Origin of the sequence: Rhizobium sp. T1470, from assembly GCF_042140505.1 — a bacterium.
Classification (GTDB): Bacteria; Pseudomonadota; Alphaproteobacteria; order Rhizobiales; family Rhizobiaceae; genus Rhizobium; species Rhizobium favelukesii.
In genome coordinates this window covers 226312-245312 of the sequence record NZ_CP148093.1, presented here as the reverse complement: position 1 = coordinate 245312, position 19001 = coordinate 226312, and the positions used below count along the sequence as shown (strand labels likewise).

Here is a 19001-nt window from a genome sequence, read left to right as displayed (position 1 = left end):
CGATGGATTTTGGAAAACGGCCGCGCGTTGAAACTAAATGTGCGGCGGATTGCCATGTTTTAGTACACTTATGGTAAGAGAAAGCACCCTGCTGCTAGTAGGGCTATCGCATATGGAAATTAGCTGCTCCGATATACTTTCCTGCTTCGAATCCAAACCGAGAACAAGCAGAATCGGACGAAACGAAGGAGGCAATTTCGCGTGCTGCGGAAATACTTCGACCTCCAGCGTCTATACTCATATGCGAGCCCCCTCCCGCTGCTGGGGGCTCAACGTGCAGGATTGTCTGGATCAGAAGATCCCGATATTGTCCGAGGTCAAGGAGGCTAGGTCAGCCATGGTCAGATTGTTCAAGTGGGCAAACTCGTGCGCGCTGTCTGGACCGTCAAGAATGGCCAGAGCCACGCCTCCCTTAGAATCTTTGTAAACGATGATGTCTTCCATTTGTGCGACGCCTAGCGCACGCGCAGCGTCATCGGCAGAATCGAAACTCCGGTCGGTGATCACCTTGATGTCCTCGTACTGTGCGTCCGAGGCCTTGCCGCTGAAGAAGCGGTCCGGATAGAGCGCCGTTTCCCCCGGAGGGTTCTCAGGGGAGAGGTGAGGATCATCGAACAAAATACTGTCCTGCTCCGGGTCGAAATCCGCCACGATCGCGTAGGTAGGAGGCCCATCCCTCGGGTCAAGATACTCGGACATGAACATGAACGTGTCTTTGCCGGCGCCGCCGGTCAGGTGGTCCGTACCGTCACCCGCGACGAGAGTATCGTTTCCGTCGCCGCCATTGAGAGTGTCATCATCGTTCCCAATTGAGCGCACCTTGGATGAGTCAGCGCCTGAGAGATAGTCGTCTCCCGGGCCGCCATTGATCGTTTGGTTGCCTGGACCACCATACAAGGTGTCATTAAATGGGCTGCCCTCGATGTCTCCAGCGCGGTTGGTGGGGTCATTGACCCTGAGATCAACGATCGTTCCGTTGCGACCGCCCGCGTACATGTCCTCGTCCTCGCTATTTGTGATCGTATTTCCATTCATTATGAGAGAGTTCTCTTATGTGCTTCATTGGGCACTTGGACAAATCGAGTGTTTGGATGAAAATCATCCAGACGGTGGATGACACAAGTTTATCTCGCCTTCGCGCTGAGTCGGCGACCCAGCTTTTCCGTTCCGCCGAAGTCACGGTTGCCGGTTCCGGTCCAAGCGCACCAATGGTTTTTCCGGTAATTCATCACATTGTTGGGTCCCGGTAGGGACGATGGTTGCCCATCGCCCCCCGGCCAGATCCGTACGTGCGGCACTACCGCATACGGCTCCTATCGGACGTTTTGACGGCGAACCGAGCACCCGGATGCGGGTGCGACAGACGACATGGCGGCAGGTATTTGCGAAGCAGCCTTTGGAAACGATCCCAAGACAGCCGTGTCGCTGGCTTCGACGCATCAAAGCGTGTCGCCAAGCGCGACCAACTTCCCAGCGGAACCCCCCAATCTTCTCAGATTGTCTGGCACCGCATGGTAGTTCAAATACCCCTGTAACACTTGCCCTTAGCCACCTACCTACTACTGCCACCGGTTCATGGCGCCGTCGCATTAGCGTTTCCCGAATGGCCGCCAGCGTCGTGCGCATTCGCTTCTTGATTGTCAGACGGACGATCTTGAAGCCTCCATCATTGCGCCGCCTGCCGCAGCAGTGCGTGAATCCCAGAAAGTCGAAGGTCTCTGGCTTGCGGATACCACGCTCCCGGCAGTTTCGCGCAGCATACCGCCCAAAGCGTATTAGCCGCGTCTTTTCCGGGTGTAGCTGCAAACCAAACTGAGCGAGACGCTCCCGCAATGCTTGCAGGAAGCGCTGCGCCTCTCCTTCGTACTGGAACCCAATCACGCTGTCGTCGGCATAACGTACAATGATCACGTCGCCTTTAGCGTCTCGAGTGCGCCATTGCTGGACCCATAAATCCAATGCGTAATGCAGATAGATGTTCGATAGCACCGGGCTAATCACTCCCCGAACGCAAAAGGTATTTTCTGCTTTGACCTCGTGATCGCGCTCGATCGTTCTCGTTCTGTGCTTGATCTTCGTCTCAAAAGGTAATATGTATATGTCAGATGTCGCGATCGACCGATGCGCAAAAAGCGGAACGTCTCAACACAGCCCATGGGTTACTCGCGCGCGGGCTGAGTGTGACGGAGGCTGCCTTGTCGTTGTCGCGCGAATTCACAATGTCCCGACGTCAGGCCTATCGTTACATCGAGGAGGCGCAGTTGATCGGTCGTCCCGTGCCGGTTGTCGAGCCAGCGGCAGCAGTGACGTTCAAGCTTCCGCCGAACCTGGTCGATGCCGTCCGGGCGCGGGCGGCGGCGGAAGGAACGACGATCAGCGAGATGGTCAGCCGGGCGCTGCGGGCGTTCCTCGGCGAAGCTGGCGGCCATGGTTGAACGGCGCGGCCATGGTCGCAGCATCCAGTTCGAGCATGCCTTCGATCGTCTCCTCGCCGTCAAAGTGGGGCAAGTCTATGGGATATTGGTCCCAGAGCAGTTCCGTGCGATCAGCACCGAGCCGCGGGTGGGGGGAAGAGCGATGAAGGCCGCCGCGATCTACGCCAGGGTATCCTCCGAACAGCAGAAGGAGGAGAACACGATCGCCAGCCAGGCAGCGGCGCTGATCGAGTTCGCGCAAGAGCAAGGATACAGCGTACCCGATGAATGGGTGATCGAGGACGAGGGCTTCAGCGGCGCCAGCCTGGCGCGGCCAGGTCTGGAGCGGCTGCGTGATCTCGCGCCGAGGGCCACCTTCAGGCCGTCCTGATCCACTCGCCCGATCGGCTGAGCCGCAAATATGCTTATCAAGTCCTGTTGACCGAGGAGTTCGCCCGCCATGGCGTCGAGACGATATTCCTGAAGGCACCACATTCCGGCACGCCGGAAGATCATTTGATGCTGCAATTCCAGGGCATGATCGCCGAGTATGAGCGGGCACAGATTCTCGAACGATCCCGTCGGGGCAAGCGCCACCGCGCCAAGGCCGGCGAAGTCTCGGTCCTTTGCGGCGCACCCTATGGCTATCGCTACATTCGCAAGACCCGCGATGCGCCGGCACGCTACGAGATCGACACCGCTGAAGCGGAGGTCGTGCGACTGGTGTACGACAAATATACCGTGGATGGTCTGAGCATCGGCGCGATCGCCCGGCTGTTACGCGAGATGGGACTGCCGACGCGCCGGCGGGTGACGCGCTGGGAGCGCTCGGTCGTCTGGGCGATCCTACGGAACCCCGCCTACAAGGGCACCGCCTGCTTCAACAAGACGCAAGTCGGAGCACGGCAGAAGGTGACGAGACCTTCTTGTCGCAAATGCGGCTATGCGTTGTCACGTCAACCCGCAGTTCAGCACGCAAAATCCATTACTACCGCTGCCTTGGCTCGGATGCATGGCGCCATCTCGGCGGGGCCGTGTGTGATAGCCGGCCTATCCGCCAGGACCTGCTCGACCAGATCATCTGGCAGGAGGTTATCCAACTGATCGAAGATCCAACACTCATTCAGGACGAACTCGACCGGCGCCTCGATGCGGCCCGTGCTGCCGAACCAACAAAACGGCGGCAAGACATTCTCGAACGCGAGTTGACGCGGATCGAGAAAAGCATGGAGCGCCTGCTTACAGCCTATCAAGAAGATCTCGTTTCCCTCGATGAACTACGGCGCCGGATGCCGGAACTGCGCGGCCGCGAACAGTCGATGCGCGCCGAACTGCAGGCGATTGTCGATCAGGCCGCCGACCGGTTGTCGTTCCTGCGTCCGGCCGAAACCTTGACCGCCTTCCTTCAGCGGCTGCGCGCGTCGGCGGAATTGCTGGACATCACCGAACGCCAGAAGATCGTCCGACTGCTGGTCAAGGAAGTATTGGTCGACAACGATACCATCACGATCCGGCATTCAATCCCGTCACATCCAAAACTGCCGCCCAGTGGTAGTGAGCCGCACTCAAATGGCACATTCCGGACGGACAGCAGAAATTACCTTTTGCGTTCGGGGAGTGATTACAGATCCTTGAGGAGTTCCTCGCGTCGATGCCACGCGGCGGCCATCCTCAATCGTGCCCGCTTTCAACCATTTGTAGATCAGACGTATCAGCCGGCAGTCACCAACTCGATGCGACAGGAAACGAAGCATCCACTCGTGATCGATCTCATCGTAAAACGAGCGGATGTCTGCATCCAGTATCCAGTTGATCTTCCGTTTGTCGATCCCAACCCACAAGGCGTCCAGCGCGTCATGCTGCCCCCTTCCTTGTCGGAACCCGTATGAGAGGCCCAGGAAGTCTTGCTCATAGATCGCGTTCAGAACCGTGGTGACGGCCATCTGCACGACTTTTTCTTCCAGCGCTGCAATGCCGAGAGGACGGAGTCTTCCGTCATTCTTCGGAATGTAGACCCGTCGGGACGGTTGTGCACGATATGCACCGGATTGAATCTCCCGGTGCAGTTCGTACACGCGTCCTTCGAGGTTCTTCTCATAGTCGTACCACGTCACGCCATCCACACCGCTCGCCGCCTGCTTGCGAAGCGCATGGAAGCTCTTCACCAAAAGCGTCGGAGTGATGTGGTGCATCAGCGCCGTGAAACGCATCTTCGGGTCCCGCTTGGCGGCTTCCCGTACACCTTCGATCCCCATCGAAGCGTGTTTTATCCGGCTCTGTGTCCGGCACGCTGGAGTTTCGAAGGCGTTCCCTCCGATTACACCCCTTCCCGCCATTGCCTCCGCAGGATCATCTCCCTTGTTCGGCAACTTCTGCGGTACTATGGGCGTATCCGACTTCTCATCAGCGTCGATGACTGGCTTATGGTCAACGACCTTCCCAGTCCCGTCCAGTCCATTCACACTGGACACTGATGAGATCTCGCTGCTTCCGTATGAAAGACTTCCCGGCATGCACAGGGTTTCCGACCGCGCGGGATCGGGGCATGGCTTGCGATTGACGCCATGCACCGTGTTGCCTTCCGCTTCGCTTAACAGCGTCGGCATCCCGAATTGATCATTTCGCGGCTCTATGGCCGGCCTGCCGGTTTCCCCTTAAGAACGCTTTTCAATTGCATGGCGTGAATGCACGAGCAGCCGGTGCTTCGCAAGAAGTTATCACGCAGGGAAATGGTGAAATTCTTGGAGGAGACGCCGCCTACCACTATTGCGCTTGAGGCGTGCGGCGGTTCGCATTACCGGGCGAGGTTGCTAAGCTCGTTCGGGCACGAGGTGAAGCTGATCGCGCCGCAACTGGCAAAACCTTACATCAAGCGCGGCAAAGAACGATGCAGCGGATGCAGAAGCATTGTGCGAGGCGATGAGCAGGCCGACCATGCGCTTCGTGCCGGTGAAGACTGCCGATCAGCAGGCAGCCTTGATGCTGGTCGGCGCGAGGGAATGATTGATCCCCAATCGCACCCAGCTGCTAATGCTAACCGGACGTGATTTTGCCGCCTGGATCGGCCTAGCATTACAGTTGCATTTTAGTTTTGAGGTGAGCTCGTCGAGCGGCCGCCTGATGGGCGCGCCTCCAGCATGACCATGCGATGACGTAGGCGGGGCTTATGCGACGCTGAGCGAGTCTTATGGCGATGCGCCGGACTTCCTGGATAGACCAGCGGATCAAGTCCTGATGGTCGGCATCCGCGGTCTTTTTTGGGGCGTCGCGTCATTGGCGCGGTACCGGATCACCGCCATCATGGCGAAGGCAAGCATGACGAGGGAGACGTGGCGATGCCAGCCATGCCATGACCGGGTTTCATTGTGATCGAGTCCGAGCTCGTTCTTGGCGGTCTCGAAGCTGTCTTCGATCGCCCAGCGATGGCCTTCAACGGAAACGAGCGTCTGGATGTCCGTCCCGGCCAGGCACCATGTGGTGAAGAATGCGAGATCACCGTCGCTGATATTGCGCCGGATCAGGAGGCCACGGGTCCAAAGCCCAGATGTCGTCTCGTTGTATTCGTCGGCATCGAGGTCGGCGAGTTCGCAATAGGCCCAGTCATGAAGCCGCGCGCCTTTGGTGCCCTCACCGGCGGAAAGACGTTGCCATGCACTTGGATCGAGATCACGGGCGATCTCCTGCGCTGTGCCGGCGACCGGAGGCTTACCCGACCAGGAGCCGAAATGGTGGTCCGATTTAACCCCAAGAACGTAGCCTTTGCAGGCTCGACGCAGGGTCCCTTCAACGTCCCCGACGCCATAGACCGCATCTGCGGCCACCCATGAAAACGGCACATCGGCTGCCAGCGCACGCCGTATCATCTCGACAGCCAGGCCTGGCTTGGTAGCGAAGGCTGTAGCCTGAGGAACATGAGCTGCTGCCAGCCTTGCCGGATCGCCGGTCCAGCTTTTGGGCAAGTACAGGGCCCGATCGATAAAGGCATGACCGCGAACGGACACATAGGCGGCGAACACACCGATCTGGCAGTTCGTTATCTTGCCAGCCGAACCTGTATATTGACGTGCAACACCGCACGATGTCTTGCCCTGCTTGAGGAAGCCCGTCTCGTCGATGACCAGGACCGCATCATCCGTGGCGAGGTTTTCTACGACATACTCTCGCACGATGTCGCGAAGTGCGTCCGCGTCCCAGCGCCCGCGCCCCAGAATGGCTTGTTGCCGCCACGGGCCGGGATCACCGGCCGCCTCAGCACGCATCCAACCTGTCTTACGCCGCTCGTCACCCAGCAAGCCGTCCAGGAAAAGGTTCGCAGAGGCTGCAACTCGCTCCTGCGTAAACAGTCTGCGCATGCGAGCCTTCACGTCGCGCAACGATGATGCCCAAAGCTCAAGCGTAGTCTCGATTGATGCACCTGTCATCCATGACCTCCGAATCATGGAGACCCATAGATTCAGACCACAGATAGATATGCAACTGTAATGCTAGGGCGTCGACTCATAAACTCTGACACCAGATCCGCGCCGCGACAAGTTTGACAGCGGCGAGATAGTTTTCCGGGCGCTTGTCGTAGCGTGTGGCGATACCTCTGAACTGTTTGATCTTGTTGAAAAACCGCTCCACGAGGTTTCGCTGCCGATAAACCCAGCGCGAGAATGAGAAGGAGCCCGTCCGATTTGCTTTGGGCGGGATGTTGGCCCAGGCTTTGCGCGCGGCCGCCTTAGCCCGGATGGCGTTACTGTCATAGCCCTTGTCGGCAAGCAGGATGTCGCCTTCGCCGAGGCTGTCAGTCAGCGCATCGGCTTCAGTGCAATCAGCAATCTGCCCGCCGGTCAGACGGAGCGTGACGGGCCGACCTTCAGCATCGACGAGCGCGTGGATTTTGCTCGTGAGCCCGCCGCGGGAACGTCCCATGCCACCATCGTCTTGATCCCCTTTTTTCCCGTGGCCGCGTGCTGGTGAACGCGAACACAGGTCGAGTCGATCATGACGATGTCGCCAAAGGATGCCATTCAACACCCGTCGGTCGTCGACACGGGGAACGCCGCGCGGCTTGTTGGGAAGAAGTGGCGAAATAATCGACCATTCCTGGTCCGTGAGTTCGTAGCGGCGGCGTGTCATCATGGCTCCTCATTCGGAAGCCTTGAATCACGAGGCACGCAAAACGCCAAGAACATTAATGGGTTTACGCCCTAGCATTACAGTTGCATATCTATCTGTGGTCTGAATCTATGGGTCTCCATGATTCGGAGGTCATGGATGACAGGTGCATCAATCGAGACTACGCTTGAGCTTTGGGCATCATCGTTGCGCGACGTGAAGGCTCGCATGCGCAGACTGTTTACGCAGGAGCGAGTTGCAGCCTCTGCGAACCTTTTCCTGGACGGCTTGCTGGGTGACGAGCGGCGTAAGACAGGTTGGATGCGTGCTGAGGCGGCCGGTGATCCCGGCCCGTGGCGGCAACAAGCCATTCTGGGGCGCGGGCGCTGGGACGCGGACGCACTTCGCGACATCGTGCGAGAGTATGTCGTAGAAAACCTCGCCACGGATGATGCGGTCCTGGTCATCGACGAGACGGGCTTCCTCAAGCAGGGCAAGACATCGTGCGGTGTTGCACGTCAATATACAGGTTCGGCTGGCAAGATAACGAACTGCCAGATCGGTGTGTTCGCCGCCTATGTGTCCGTTCGCGGTCATGCCTTTATCGATCGGGCCCTGTACTTGCCCAAAAGCTGGACCGGCGATCCGGCAAGGCTGGCAGCAGCTCATGTTCCTCAGGCTACAGCCTTCGCTACCAAGCCAGGCCTGGCTGTCGAGATGATACGGCGTGCGCTGGCAGCCGATGTGCCGTTTTCATGGGTGGCCGCAGATGCGGTCTATGGCGTCGGGGACGTTGAAGGGACCCTGCGTCGAGCCTGCAAAGGCTACGTTCTTGGGGTTAAATCGGACCACCATTTCGGCTCCTGGTCGGGTAAGCCTCCGGTCGCCGGCACAGCGCAGGAGATCGCCCGTGATCTCGATCCAAGTGCATGGCAACGTCTTTCCGCCGGTGAGGGCACCAAAGGCGCGCGGCTTCATGACTGGGCCTATTGCGAACTCGCCGACCTCGATGCCGACGAATACAACGAGACGACATCTGGGCTTTGGACCCGTGGCCTCCTGATCCGGCGCAATATCAGCGACGGTGATCTCGCATTCTTCACCACATGGTGCCTGGCCGGGACGGACATCCAGACGCTCGTTTCCGTTGAAGGCCATCGCTGGGCGATCGAAGACAGCTTCGAGACCGCCAAGAACGAGCTCGGACTCGATCACAATGAAACCCGGTCATGGCATGGCTGGCATCGCCACGTCTCCCTCGTCATGCTTGCCTTCGCCATGATGGCGGTGATCCGGTACCGCGCCAATGACGCGACGCCCCAAAAAAGACCGCGGATGCCGACCATCAGGACTTGATCCGCTGGTCTATCCAGGAAGTCCGGCGCATCGCCATAAGACTCGCTCAGCGTCGCATAAGCCCCGCCTACGTCATCGCATGGTCATGCTGGAGGCGCGCCCATCAGGCGGCCGCTCGACGAGCTCACCTCAAAACTAAAATGCAACTGTAATGCTAGATCATTCGACGGCCGGCAAAGTCAGGCTCGGTGTAATCACCCGCGCCGGTGATGAGATGTTGCGCAGTGGTGACGGGCGCACCTGCTCTGTTCGCACAGGTCGAAGTAAAATGCTTCTCACTGGCTTCTTTCGCTCTTCCGACGCAAGAACTCGAAATGGTCGCGGTGGCACTGGCCAACAAGATCGCCCGGGCGCCTGGAGCCTGATGGTCAGCGGGGAAGCGTACCGGAGACAACCCCAAGATATCCCGCAGGCCGCAGGGCTAGTGATGGCCCGTCGCGGTGAGCAAGATAACGACCGCTACTGTGTTGAGCTGATGTGATGGTGAACTTGCAAGAAGAATGCAGATGGTGTGATCGATCGATCCAAGACGCGTGATGCTCCGTTTGTCCCACTGGCCGTTAAAGGTCGATAATGTGTTTGGAACTCGCGTCTCGGAAACCATCTTGGCCAGTGGTCATGTGCGGCCACACCCAACGGCCGCACATCTGGAAGCAAGCAATACGATCAAAACTATCTTTGGTCGTCCCCGACAATCTGAAGTCGGGCGTCAACCACGCCAGCTTCTACGATCCCGAGATCAGCCGCAGCTACGGCATGATGGCCTTCCCACTACGGCGTGGGCGTTCGTCCGGCACGGCCAAGAAAGCCTCGGGGTAAATCGAAAGTTGAAACGGAGTCCGTTTTGTCCAGACCTGCATTCTGGGCGGCTGCGCAAGCAGACTATCTTCTCACTTGCCGAGGCCAATGCCGCTATCGGCCAAGCACTCGATCGCCTCAATGATTACCTCATGCGCCGGTTGGGCGTTACTCGGCGGCAAGTATTTGACGTGCCGCGCTGTGCATGTGGAGGTAGCGGCGCTCTTCCGAAAACTTAGGCATTAGCGGCAAGGCGCGACTTCTCTTTGCGCTCGCAGCGCGTGGTGCATCCTCGAAGGTGCGGGCAGCATCGGGCGGAACGCGGAAGCCGTCGCCGCCACGCATCCTGGAGACGACGTTCATGCGGCTCTGGAAGAGCATTTCGTTCTTCGACGGGAAGCCAAGGCTCCTGTCTTCGATGCACGACGTTACAGCGTAGGCTTCTGCTTGGATTTGCCGATACCCCCTTGCCGACCCCCGCTGGCCCGTTTGACGACGAACGGCTCTCTTGCGTCGAGCTGATGTCCCCTCGGGTTACCTGGGTCTATCGAGACCAATAAGTGCGATTTAATGTTCCTGTTTTTGCGTGAATATGCAACGAGCTTGCATACGTCGAGCAAGGCTGTGGCGACCACGGCGTCTCCAAAAACATCGCCCCATTCTGCAAAGCCGCGATTGGACGTCAGGATCATCGCTCCTCTCTCGTAGCGGGCGTTGACGAGTTGGAAGAACAGATTGCCGCCGCCGGCGATGACCGGCAGATAACCGATCTCGTCTTGCAGCCGTCCTTCGCGTTCGGCTCTGGACAGGGCGGCGATGAGATCGGCCAGTGTGCAGAAGTAGACGCTTTTGCCGGCTTTGACAGCTTCGACGCCGAGCGCGACTGCCAGATGGCTTTTGCCGGTTCCCGGCGGCCCGAGGAAATGAATGGCCTCGTGGCGGTCAACAAAACCGAGTTGTGCGAGGGTGAAGATCCGATCTCTATCGAGCGATGGTTGAAACGTGAAATCGAAACCGGTCAGCGTTTTGATGGTCGCCAGGCGTCCCATCCGGAGGGCGGTCTTTATGCGGCTGTTCTCCCGCAGTGTCAGCTCTTCGGAAAGAAGGATGTCGATTGCTTCGAGAGCCGATAGTTCACCCTGTTCCAATCGACGGACAATATGGTCGAGTGCTTCAAGGGCACGCGGCATCTTCAAGCCGACAAGATCATGACGAACGCGGTCGATCATCGATGGCACAGGATCGAGAGCGGTGTTCATGTGCGGTTCTCCTGCGCCATGGCTCGGGCGACAGCGTCATAGAAGGCAAGCGGTCGCTGTATGACCCTGTCACCAGATCCATGAAGAATGATCCCGTCATTATTGATGTTCGGTCGCGATTGCGGCTGTGAGCGAAGGGTTCTGTGGCCGGGTTCGACGCGGCGCTGATGACGCCCCTCCAACACTGGATGCACAGCAATGAGGGTGCCGTCCTCGAAGATCTGAACTTCATTGGCCAGGGTATGAACCTCGACAAGCCGCCTTCTGGTGGCGTCAGGCACGCTGTAGGAGTTTCCGCCGACGCTGACCATTCCGTCTCGTGAGATCCTGCGCTCCAGTCTCAATACGGATCGGAACGGAGCCAGAGGCAAAGGCCGCAGATGAAAGCGCTCCTCGGCGAAGGCCTCCATGACAACACGCTGGGTTGTCGCGTGCACACGCGGATTGGCAACCGTATCAAGCCAATAACGGAGTTGGGCGTTGAGATCATCGAGATTGCGAGACGAGCGTGCCAGGAAGAAGTCTTCGCGGATATAACGAAATGGCCGCTCGACCTTTCCCTTCGTTTTGGCGCGATATGCTTTGCAGGCCTTCGGATGAAAGCCGTAATGGCGGGCGAGATCGAGCAGAGCGCGGTTATAAACAATGCCGCCTGTTTCGCCTTCGCCGATGACGGCAGTCTTCATTCGGTCGTAGAGAATCTCGCGCGGAACACCGCCAATCGCATCGAATGCGGCGACATGGCATCGCAGCACCGTCGGCAAATCCTGATGCATGGCGAAGCGAGCCCATATGAGACGGCTGTGGCCCAGCACCATGGAAAACAACCAGACGATCCTCGGCGTTGACGGCTCATCGGTGAAGATGACCTGAAACTGGGCGAAATCCACCTGGGCCTGTTCGCCGGGAGCTGTTTCGAACCGAACTTCAAATCCCTGCTCTGAGGTCGGACGAACGTCTCTGAGAAAGTCTGTGATAGCGGTGTAGCCCCCGACATATCCGCGATCCTTCAGCTCTCGCAGGAGTCTGCGGCCACTGAGGCCAGGATAGGCAGCAACCCGCTAAGCGGTGAATGGATCGATCACCGTAGCTCGAGGCTTCCTTGGCCCGTAAGCAGGTGCCTCAAGACCACGCTCGATATATTTGCGGATTGTCTTTCGATCGACACCGGTCTGTCTGGCGATCGCTGACACCGACACCCCTTGTCGATGCAAATCTAATATCATGACTATCTCCCCGAGTTTGATCACCGCCATTTCCCTCTCGACTATCGAGAGCACTATCGGTGATGACGCGCCGCCGGTCTTCCGGGGCGCGCCTCGGAAGACCGGCGGCAACGCTAAACTGGGGAAGATTCAAACGGCACTTCTGGGGAGTATTGATCCGGTATCGACAGGACCCCTCGCATCAACAGAGAGACGCGCAGCGCCTGGTGGTGTAGCCCACGGTCATCACCCCCGCGGCGTCCGCCGTCCGGTCCTCGCCACGCGGGATCAAGCCGGTTCGCCATTGATGCCTCCGTTAGGTCCGATGCGGCCGTCCGTGCTGCTGCGGTGATTTCGCGCCGCAGCCAGCTGCCATGCTCTCGGTCGCGGTGGCAACGCTCGTGCCAAATAAGCGCCACTTCGTAGGGAGATAGTTTCAAAGGCGGCTCGACGACTGCGAGTGGCAGCATAGAGGCGATTCGGATGGCAACGCGGCTAGCCCGCATCTCTCACAGCGCCTGTGACATTGGGGTGTTGGTGGCGGTCGGGGCCGGGCTCGCCGCCGGGGCGTGCGCGGCCGTCGCCGCGATGTGGGGCGTTTTGTCTGAGCCGGTGATGTATCCTTTTTCGTTGGTGGGTGGGTTCAGGTCCGGCGGCATCATCGGGCCGCAGCGCATATTCGGGCGTGAGCCAGAGCAAAGTCCTCGGCATATGGACAGGCCGAAGCCATCGCCACCTTGATGCGGCGGACTGAGACGCGGACCTGGGCGCCGATCTTCAACAGCTTCAATCGGATCGTGCCGCAGGCGGCATCGGCAAGCCGGGTATGAGCGAGGCCGAGGCGGCGTAGCGCACAGATCAGCACATAGGCCAACGATGCAAACCAGAGCCGCAACTGATTGGCGCGCATGGTGTGGGCGCTGGTGCGGTCGGCATAGAGATCGAGCTGGCATTCTTTGATGCGGTTCTCCATGTCGCTGCGTGCGCAGTAAAGTTCCTCGTAAAGCGGTTGAGCCGCCCAGCATTCCGGTTCCAGCGAGGTGACGACGAAGCGCGGATTGGGGGCCGCCATCGTCCATTCGGCCTTGGCCACGACCCGCCGTCGGCGTGACCAGCTGTCCGTCGACCACAGGAAGTCGCGGAAGACGCGGGCCGCCTGACCGCTTGTCCCGGCCGCAAGGCGCGCTTCCTCCAGGGCCTCGGCGATCTCCTTTTCCAGCCGCTTGTTGCGGCAAGACCAAAGACATAGTCGACGCCGTTTGCCTCGCACCAGTCCATCAGTTCGTCGCGGGCAAAGCCGGAATCGGCGCGCAGGATGATGCGGACGCCAGGCCAGCGCGTGCGGATTTGCTTGACGATCCGCCCGACCTCCTTAACCGCGCCGGCGCTGGCGTCGATGTTGGAGCGCCGCAGCTTGGCCGAAAGCAGATGCCGGCCGCAGAAGATGTAGAGCGGCAGATAGCAATAGCCGTCATAATAGCAGTGGAAGAACCGCCCTTCCTGATGTCCATGCAGCGGATCATCGGTCGCATCGAGGTCGAGCACGATCTCCTCTGGCGGCCTGTCGTGTGCATCCAGGAACAGCTCCACGAACAGCGCTTCCAGAGCCCCGGCGTCATAGGCGATCTTGTGATAGCGCGTCGGCGCGCCGGGGCGGCCGTGCTCCAGCCGGTTCAAGGTGGATTTGCCGGCAAGCACCGCACAGTCTTGCCGCTTCGGCGTCAGCCGCTCCGATAGCAGCGCAAGCACCGGGTCGTGGCGCAGCGTGTCGTGATCATCGACATCCTCGTAGCCCATCGCGATCGCCGCAATGCGCTGCCCGACCAGCGTGCGCGTGCTGTGGACCGTGCACTTCGGATCGCGGCCATCAACGAAGCAGCCGGCCACCCGGTCGAACAGCCCGATGGCCGCATCGACATGGCGAAGCAGCAGCGCACCGGCATCTGAGGTGATCGCGCCGCCGTCGAAGCCAGCGATAACTTTGTGGCCGTCGAAGCCTTTAAATTCCAACTGTGCGGAGATACAGTCGTTTGCATCGGGGCTCCGTTACGAATCTGGTAAGCCTTTGTCGTAAAAGCAGTTTCTCAGATTCTCGGCCCCGATGCACCCTTACTTTGAGAGATTCGGGCTAGATACAACAAGCACCAAGTCGGTCGCCGCGATAATAATCGCCCCGTCAGTAAGTTGGAAACCACGATTGGGTCACAATCAGCCACGCTCAGTTCGGTCAATCCATCATAGACCTGGTGGAAGCGGTCGTTGGGCTCCGAGGCGATGGCTACGTGGCGCAAGGCCGCGAAACTTTCTAACGTCCACTCCTGTTCCAGGACCGGGTGGTCGCGGCGAATGAGGCAGCTAAAGCGGTCGGAATAGAGCCTGCGCCGCAAGTAACCAGGCGTAGCAGCGCCAATCTGCCCGACCGCCAGTTCGATCTCGCCTTGCTCCAGGCGCCGCAGTGCGTTGGCCAAGACCGCGTCGTTGACCATGTCGAGATGAGGGGCACCCTCACGCAGCCGCGGCAGGAGGCGCGGCAACAGAACTAATACCAGCGAGCGCAGAGTGCGACTCACTTGGGATTCCCGAATCGGTGAAAATCTGAATCCATGGGGCAAACGGGAGGTTTGCAATGGGTTCGGCGATTGCATTGCGCGATGATTTTGATGGTCCTGCTCTGCGGCAGTTCGCGAAAGGGACCAAGGATGCCGCTCAAGCGCGGCGGCTTCTGGCGTTGGCGGAAATTTATGACGGCGGCTCGCGTACAGATGCGGCCCGGATCGGGGGCGTGACCTTGCAGATTGTTCGCGACTGGGTCGTTCGTTTCAATGAGCACGGGTCGGCCGGGCTCCTCAACGGCAAGGCTCCCGGCAATCGGCCCAAGCTGAATGATGATCAGCGCCAGGCCTTGGCCAAGATTGTAGAGCGTGGTCCGATCCCGGCTATCCACGGTGTCGTTCGGTGGCGGCGCAAGGATCTGGTCCAATGGATCTTCCAGGAATTCCGGATCTCGATGGACGAGACCACGGTTGGTCGCGAATTGAAGGCTCTCGGCTTTGCCAAGCTGTCTGCCCGGCCGCGCCACTACGCCCAGAATGAACCCGAAGTGGACGCTTTTAAAAAGAGTTCCCTGCCGCATTGGCAGCCATCAGAAGCAGCCTCCCGAAGAATACCGAGATCGAACTCTGGTGGGCCGACGAGGCGCGCATAGGTCAGAAAAACAAGATCACCCGCCGATGGGCTCGCCGTGGCACCCGACCTTCAGCGCCGCTGGATCAACGGACGATGTGGGCGTACATCTTCGGTGCCATCTGCCCCAAGAAAGGTAAGGGCGCGGGCCTCGTATTGCCCTATTGCGATACCGACGCCATGAATCAACATCTGCTGGAAATCAGCCAGGCAGTCGATGACGGCGCTCACGCGGTCCTCATCCTCGATCAAGCCGGATGGCACGTCACGCCGAAGCTCAGCGTCCCTGACAACATCACATTGCTGTTCTTGCCGCCGCGTTCGCCTGAATTGAACCCTGTCGAAAACGTCTGGCAGTTTATGAGGGACAACTGGCTGTCGAACCGCATCTTCACAGACTACGAGGACATCGTCGCTCACTGCTGTGCCGCCTGGAACAAACTCGTCGCGCAACCCTGGAAGATAATGTCCATTGGACTGCGCGAGTGGGCGCATCGGTTTTGATCAATGCATGTTGGTATAACGCTTGGTGGTCGGGAATGGCCATCGTTACCTTCCATCGCCATTCCCTTGGAGCGACGCTGCAGTTCACCGTTTGGCGAATCGCATCCAACACCGAAGGCAACTTTTCAGCCAAGCGCTCAGCCATCAGCGTTAGAACCGCGCGAGCCGCGAACCAGCAGATCGTCATTGAACATGCCCCGCAGCGTTGACAACGCTCGGCTCATCGCTGGTTGACTCCGGCCAACATGCTGGGCCGCGCGGCTTATGTTGCGATATTGTAGCAAGGCCCCGAGATCCACCAGTAGGTTTAGATCGATGGAAGCCTAATCACAATCTAAGCGATTTTGAGTTGGTGCCCCAACTGTCGCCGACGCGAAAGCTGAAAGCAGCCGTGTGCTCCATGAAGGACGCGCGCGAAAGTAACTTAAACGAGCAATTCAGCCGAACGCCCAGTCGGGCGGCGCTGCTGTGAATGGCTCTTCTCGATTATGACTCGCGCGCGATACTGTTGTTGTGGAAGCCGGATTAAAAGCGATATGTAATGCCAGCGCCGATTAGGACGGGGTCGATCCTCGCTTTACCAGTCACCTCGTTTCCGCCGACAGTGGCCTCGAAATCTGGTCTTAGGAAGATCTTCTTCGCGTCGACGTTGAGGCCCCAATGACTATCGATCATATAGTCGAAACCAACCTGCAAGGCCACACCAAATGCGTTGTTGACGTGAAGCCTCTCGGCAGTTTTGCCTGATTGATTGTAGAAATTTGTATAATTTACGCCGGCGCCCACATAGGGCCGAAAGGCCCCAAAATCGGTGAAATGGTATTGCAACGTTAATGTCGGTGGTAGCAGCCAAGTCTCGCCGACCTCACCTAAACCGGCAATTGAGCCGCCACCGCGAACCTTGGCATAGGTCGTGCCCAAGATGAGCTCAGCCGCGATATTGTCATTGAAGAAATAGGAGATGTCGAATTCTGGGAAGACCGTATCAGAGTAAGAGAGGTCGGAGCCTGCTAATCGATCAACGCGGCCAGAGTCGCTTGTGATAGCGCCAAGCGCGCGCAGGCGCAGCTGCCAAGGGCTGGGGCTGGCTGCAATCGCGGGCGCATAGGGTACGCTGTCTAAGTCGGACGCCTCAGCCACAAAAGCCGTAGCGACAGTCCCTGCGACGATAATGGCGTAGGCGGTTTTGATGATCGTCATTTTTGTCTCCGTTTGGTAATCGTCCACGAGCTGCGTCGATAGCGAAAGTACAACTTGTATTTGGGATAGCGGTTGAGAGTGTGAGCAGCCGGAGGCTAGTAGTACTCGGCCGCTAATCCCCGTCGCAGGCATGCTTACTGGCCTCATTCATTGTTCCTAGGTCCACATTCATAACGCCCGGTTTCAGTGGGATTTTCAACGAAAGCAGCGAAAGCTTCTCGCATTGCTCGGCTCCTGGCGGCGTTGACTGACAAATGCACTAACTTTTGACGGCAGTAGACTTTCAGAACGCCGGGGGGCGCTCGTAAACGACCAAGCATGTACTGTGCCAAAGGAGAAAATCATTTTAAAGCAACGTATAGTGCAACCTCGTCTATGTCGCAGCCTCGACACATTGTCGGAGATCGCACAACGCAATTGGCTATCAATTGGCCTCGGCAGTTATCTAAAGCGAATCGAGGAATTGACCCCGCATATTGCCTCACCGAATAATGTTACCAAACGATTTGGCGGGTGGAAGAGCCGGCGTGATCGCCATCCAGTCGCCATTTAGGATCTCAAGGGCCGACTCCTGACGCCAGGCGGCATCGTAAACTTAACGGCAAAGAGGCGAGACCATGACGCCGTCCTATTTTGTCGGTCATGCCCGGGCGATTTTTGCCCACAGGTTCACCGCCGCTGCGCGCAATTCGCGATGATGGCTGGAAGGGATGTCGTGGCGCGGGATGTGGAACAGGTTGGCAATCGGGTCATGGATGGAGACGAAGCGTTGTAGATGTCGCTGTGACTTGAAGCGCTTCATGATCCGCTCTCGCCGCCGGACTGGTTGGTGGGAATTCTCCGCCCGATTGTTCAGGCCTTTGTGGGAGCGATGCTCGACACCGGGCATGATCTCCCGCTTTGCGGCGTCGTAGGATCGAAGCTTATCGGTGATCATCACCCGCGGCGCGTGGCCCTGCCCTCTCAGGAGCTTTCGCATCAATCGCTTTGCGGCCTTGGCATTGCGGCGGTTTTGCACCAGCACCTCCAGAACAAAACCGTCCTGATCAACGGCGCGCCACAGCCAGTGCCGCTTGCCTCGGATCGAGATGACGGCCTCATCGAGGTGCCACTTGTCTCCAAGCTGGCCGGATGAGCGACGACGGATGTCGTTGGCGAAATGCCGGCCGAACTTCTCCGCCCACAGCCGGACCGTCTGATGGGAGACAATGATCCCACGGGCAGCCAGCAAGTCCTCGACCAAACGCAGGCTGAGAGGGAAACGGAAATAAAGCCACACGGCGTGGGCAATGATTTCAGCGGGAAAGCGATGGCGGCGATATAGCGGATCACAGTCTGTCATGACCCGTCATCGCACATCAAATTCCACGTTTCGTTAAGTTGACGATGCCAGTTAAGTTTGCCGCGTCAACCAGCGTTTTCCTCAACATTGATGTGAAATGGACACGGCAACATCTGGTACATGGATGCCTGCTATCAAAACAATCGATTTTCTCAGTTCCCGACCAAAGTATAAGAGTGGGCAAAGTGGCGTCGTGCGACGCATCATGAGGAGCATACAAATAGTGAATATCGTTTCCCTGATTAATATTCCTTCCTTTCCACGTGACCCCGGCCATACGCCTCCCTCCGAGACGCCTCCCCCCTCTAACGACTTAAATTTGGGGCTGGGGAACGGCGATAACATATTCGCGGCGGGCAGTGGCAACGACCGGATTTGGGGCAACCGCGGCAATGACTGGATCTTCGCCGGGCCAGGCAACGACACGGTTTTGGGGGGGCCGGTAACGACACGCTCTATGGCAACTACTCGTATTCGTCGTCTCGCGGTGTCGGCTCGGAGGGGGATGACGATCTTCTCGATGGCGGCGACGGCGACGATCGCCTTGTCGCCGGTGACGGTATAGATACTCTGACTGGCGGCGCTGATCACGACCGGTTCGTATTCACGTTCAATGACCCGATGTCCGGTTCGAATCGTG

At 58.6% G+C, this 19001-nt stretch carries 14 protein-coding genes and 10 pseudogenes; 10 read left to right on the top strand and 14 right to left on the bottom strand.

The window, feature by feature from the left end:
• Positions 1-291: 291 nt before the first annotated feature.
• Positions 292-1035: a calcium-binding protein gene (locus tag WGT02_RS30965; protein ID WP_208245932.1), complete on the bottom strand. Its 744-nt coding sequence runs from the start codon at positions 1033-1035 to the stop codon at positions 292-294.
• Between the two features lie 262 nt (positions 1036-1297).
• A pseudogene (locus WGT02_RS30960) lies at positions 1298-2004 on the bottom strand (reverse transcriptase domain-containing protein); the annotation flags it as partial.
• A gap of 215 nt (positions 2005-2219) precedes the next feature.
• Here WGT02_RS30960 and WGT02_RS30955 point away from each other — a divergent pair.
• From WGT02_RS30955 to WGT02_RS30945, 3 genes are read left to right on the top strand one after another with little or no spacing between them, the layout of a single operon-like run.
• The gene (locus tag WGT02_RS30955; RefSeq protein WP_208245931.1) at positions 2220-2435 is read left to right on the top strand and encodes a ribbon-helix-helix protein, CopG family; all 216 of its coding nucleotides are present in this window, start codon (positions 2220-2222) and stop codon (positions 2433-2435) included.
• Positions 2428-2805, top strand: a complete 378-nt coding sequence (locus tag WGT02_RS30950) for a recombinase family protein (protein ID WP_263623139.1) — start codon at positions 2428-2430, stop codon at positions 2803-2805. Before WGT02_RS30955 ends, WGT02_RS30950 begins: the two co-directional genes overlap by 8 nt.
• A complete protein-coding gene (locus tag WGT02_RS30945; protein ID WP_339151182.1) occupies positions 2802-3518 on the top strand; it encodes a recombinase family protein in 717 nt (238 codons plus the stop codon). The genes WGT02_RS30950 and WGT02_RS30945 overlap by 4 nt, the downstream gene beginning before the upstream one ends.
• Before the next feature lie 173 nt (positions 3519-3691).
• Here WGT02_RS30945 and WGT02_RS30940 read toward each other — a convergent pair whose 3' ends face one another.
• Positions 3692-3931, bottom strand: coding sequence for a hypothetical protein (locus WGT02_RS30940; protein ID WP_225040277.1), 240 nt, complete (start codon positions 3929-3931; stop codon positions 3692-3694).
• 48 nt (positions 3932-3979) lie between these two features.
• A complete protein-coding gene (locus WGT02_RS30935; protein WP_225040280.1) occupies positions 3980-5020 on the bottom strand; it encodes a reverse transcriptase domain-containing protein in 1041 nt (346 codons plus the stop codon).
• A gap of 5 nt (positions 5021-5025) precedes the next feature.
• Here WGT02_RS30935 and WGT02_RS30930 point away from each other — a divergent pair.
• Positions 5026-5483 (top strand): annotated as a pseudogene (locus tag WGT02_RS30930) (transposase); the annotation flags it as partial.
• Between the two features lie 155 nt (positions 5484-5638).
• Here WGT02_RS30930 and WGT02_RS30925 read toward each other — a convergent pair.
• A complete protein-coding gene (locus WGT02_RS30925; protein ID WP_208244986.1) occupies positions 5639-6853 on the bottom strand; it encodes an IS701 family transposase in 1215 nt (404 codons plus the stop codon).
• Positions 6854-6911: 58 nt separating this feature from the next.
• Positions 6912-7535, bottom strand: a pseudogene (locus tag WGT02_RS30920) (IS5 family transposase).
• Positions 7536-7655: 120 nt separating this feature from the next.
• Between WGT02_RS30920 and WGT02_RS30915 the strand changes: the two are divergent.
• The 3 genes and pseudogenes from WGT02_RS30915 to WGT02_RS30905 form a co-directional block, all read left to right on the top strand.
• Positions 7656-8870 carry an IS701 family transposase gene (locus tag WGT02_RS30915; protein ID WP_208244986.1) on the top strand — a complete coding sequence of 405 codons (1215 nt, stop codon included), beginning with the start codon at positions 7656-7658 and terminating at the stop codon, positions 8868-8870.
• 157 nt (positions 8871-9027) lie between these two features.
• Positions 9028-9351: pseudogene (locus WGT02_RS30910) on the top strand (hypothetical protein); the annotation flags it as partial.
• A 197-nt stretch (positions 9352-9548) separates the two neighbouring features.
• A pseudogene (locus tag WGT02_RS30905) lies at positions 9549-9859 on the top strand (IS21 family transposase); the annotation flags it as partial.
• Here WGT02_RS30905 and WGT02_RS30900 read toward each other — a convergent pair.
• The 5 genes and pseudogenes from WGT02_RS30900 to WGT02_RS30880 all read right to left on the bottom strand — a co-directional run bounded on the left by WGT02_RS30900 (position 9837) and on the right by WGT02_RS30880 (position 14702).
• On the bottom strand, positions 9837-10049 hold the full coding sequence (locus tag WGT02_RS30900) for a hypothetical protein (protein WP_208246469.1): 213 nt from the start codon (positions 10047-10049) through the stop codon (positions 9837-9839). The pseudogene WGT02_RS30905 and the gene WGT02_RS30900 overlap by 23 nt on opposite strands.
• A gap of 47 nt (positions 10050-10096) precedes the next feature.
• Positions 10097-10927, bottom strand: coding sequence for an ATP-binding protein (locus WGT02_RS30895; protein WP_375679793.1), 831 nt, complete (start codon positions 10925-10927; stop codon positions 10097-10099).
• Positions 10924-12177: pseudogene (gene istA, locus WGT02_RS30890) on the bottom strand (IS21 family transposase). Before istA ends, WGT02_RS30895 begins: the two are co-directional and overlap by 4 nt.
• Positions 12178-12790: 613 nt before the next feature.
• A pseudogene (locus tag WGT02_RS30885) lies at positions 12791-14154 on the bottom strand (IS1380 family transposase).
• 62 nt (positions 14155-14216) lie between these two features.
• Positions 14217-14702, bottom strand: coding sequence for a LysR substrate-binding domain-containing protein (locus WGT02_RS30880; protein ID WP_318246582.1), 486 nt, complete (start codon positions 14700-14702; stop codon positions 14217-14219).
• Between the two features lie 56 nt (positions 14703-14758).
• Between WGT02_RS30880 and WGT02_RS30875 the strand changes: the two genes are divergently transcribed.
• Positions 14759-15819 (top strand): IS630 family transposase gene (locus WGT02_RS30875; protein ID WP_112334090.1). Its coding sequence is split into 2 segments (ribosomal slippage): positions 14759-15251 and positions 15251-15819, totalling 1062 coding nucleotides; the frame shifts between segments, so codons are not numbered across the junction.
• A 16-nt stretch (positions 15820-15835) separates the two neighbouring features.
• Here WGT02_RS30875 and WGT02_RS30870 read toward each other — a convergent pair.
• The 3 genes and pseudogenes from WGT02_RS30870 to WGT02_RS30860 all read right to left on the bottom strand — a co-directional run.
• A pseudogene (locus WGT02_RS30870) lies at positions 15836-16136 on the bottom strand (LysR family transcriptional regulator); the annotation flags it as partial.
• Positions 16137-16344: 208 nt separating this feature from the next.
• Entirely contained in the window at positions 16345-17019 is a 675-nt protein-coding gene (locus WGT02_RS30865; protein WP_208245923.1) for an OmpW family protein, read from the bottom strand.
• Positions 17020-17659: 640 nt separating this feature from the next.
• A complete protein-coding gene (locus WGT02_RS30860) occupies positions 17660-18361 on the bottom strand; it encodes an IS6 family transposase (RefSeq protein WP_208245922.1) in 702 nt (233 codons plus the stop codon).
• Between the two features lie 97 nt (positions 18362-18458).
• Between WGT02_RS30860 and WGT02_RS30855 the strand changes: the two are divergent.
• A pseudogene (locus tag WGT02_RS30855) lies at positions 18459-18743 on the top strand (hypothetical protein); the annotation flags it as partial.
• 14 nt (positions 18744-18757) lie between these two features.
• Positions 18758-18925, top strand: a pseudogene (locus WGT02_RS30850) (hypothetical protein); the annotation flags it as partial.
• Positions 18926-19001: the final 76 nt, after the last annotated feature.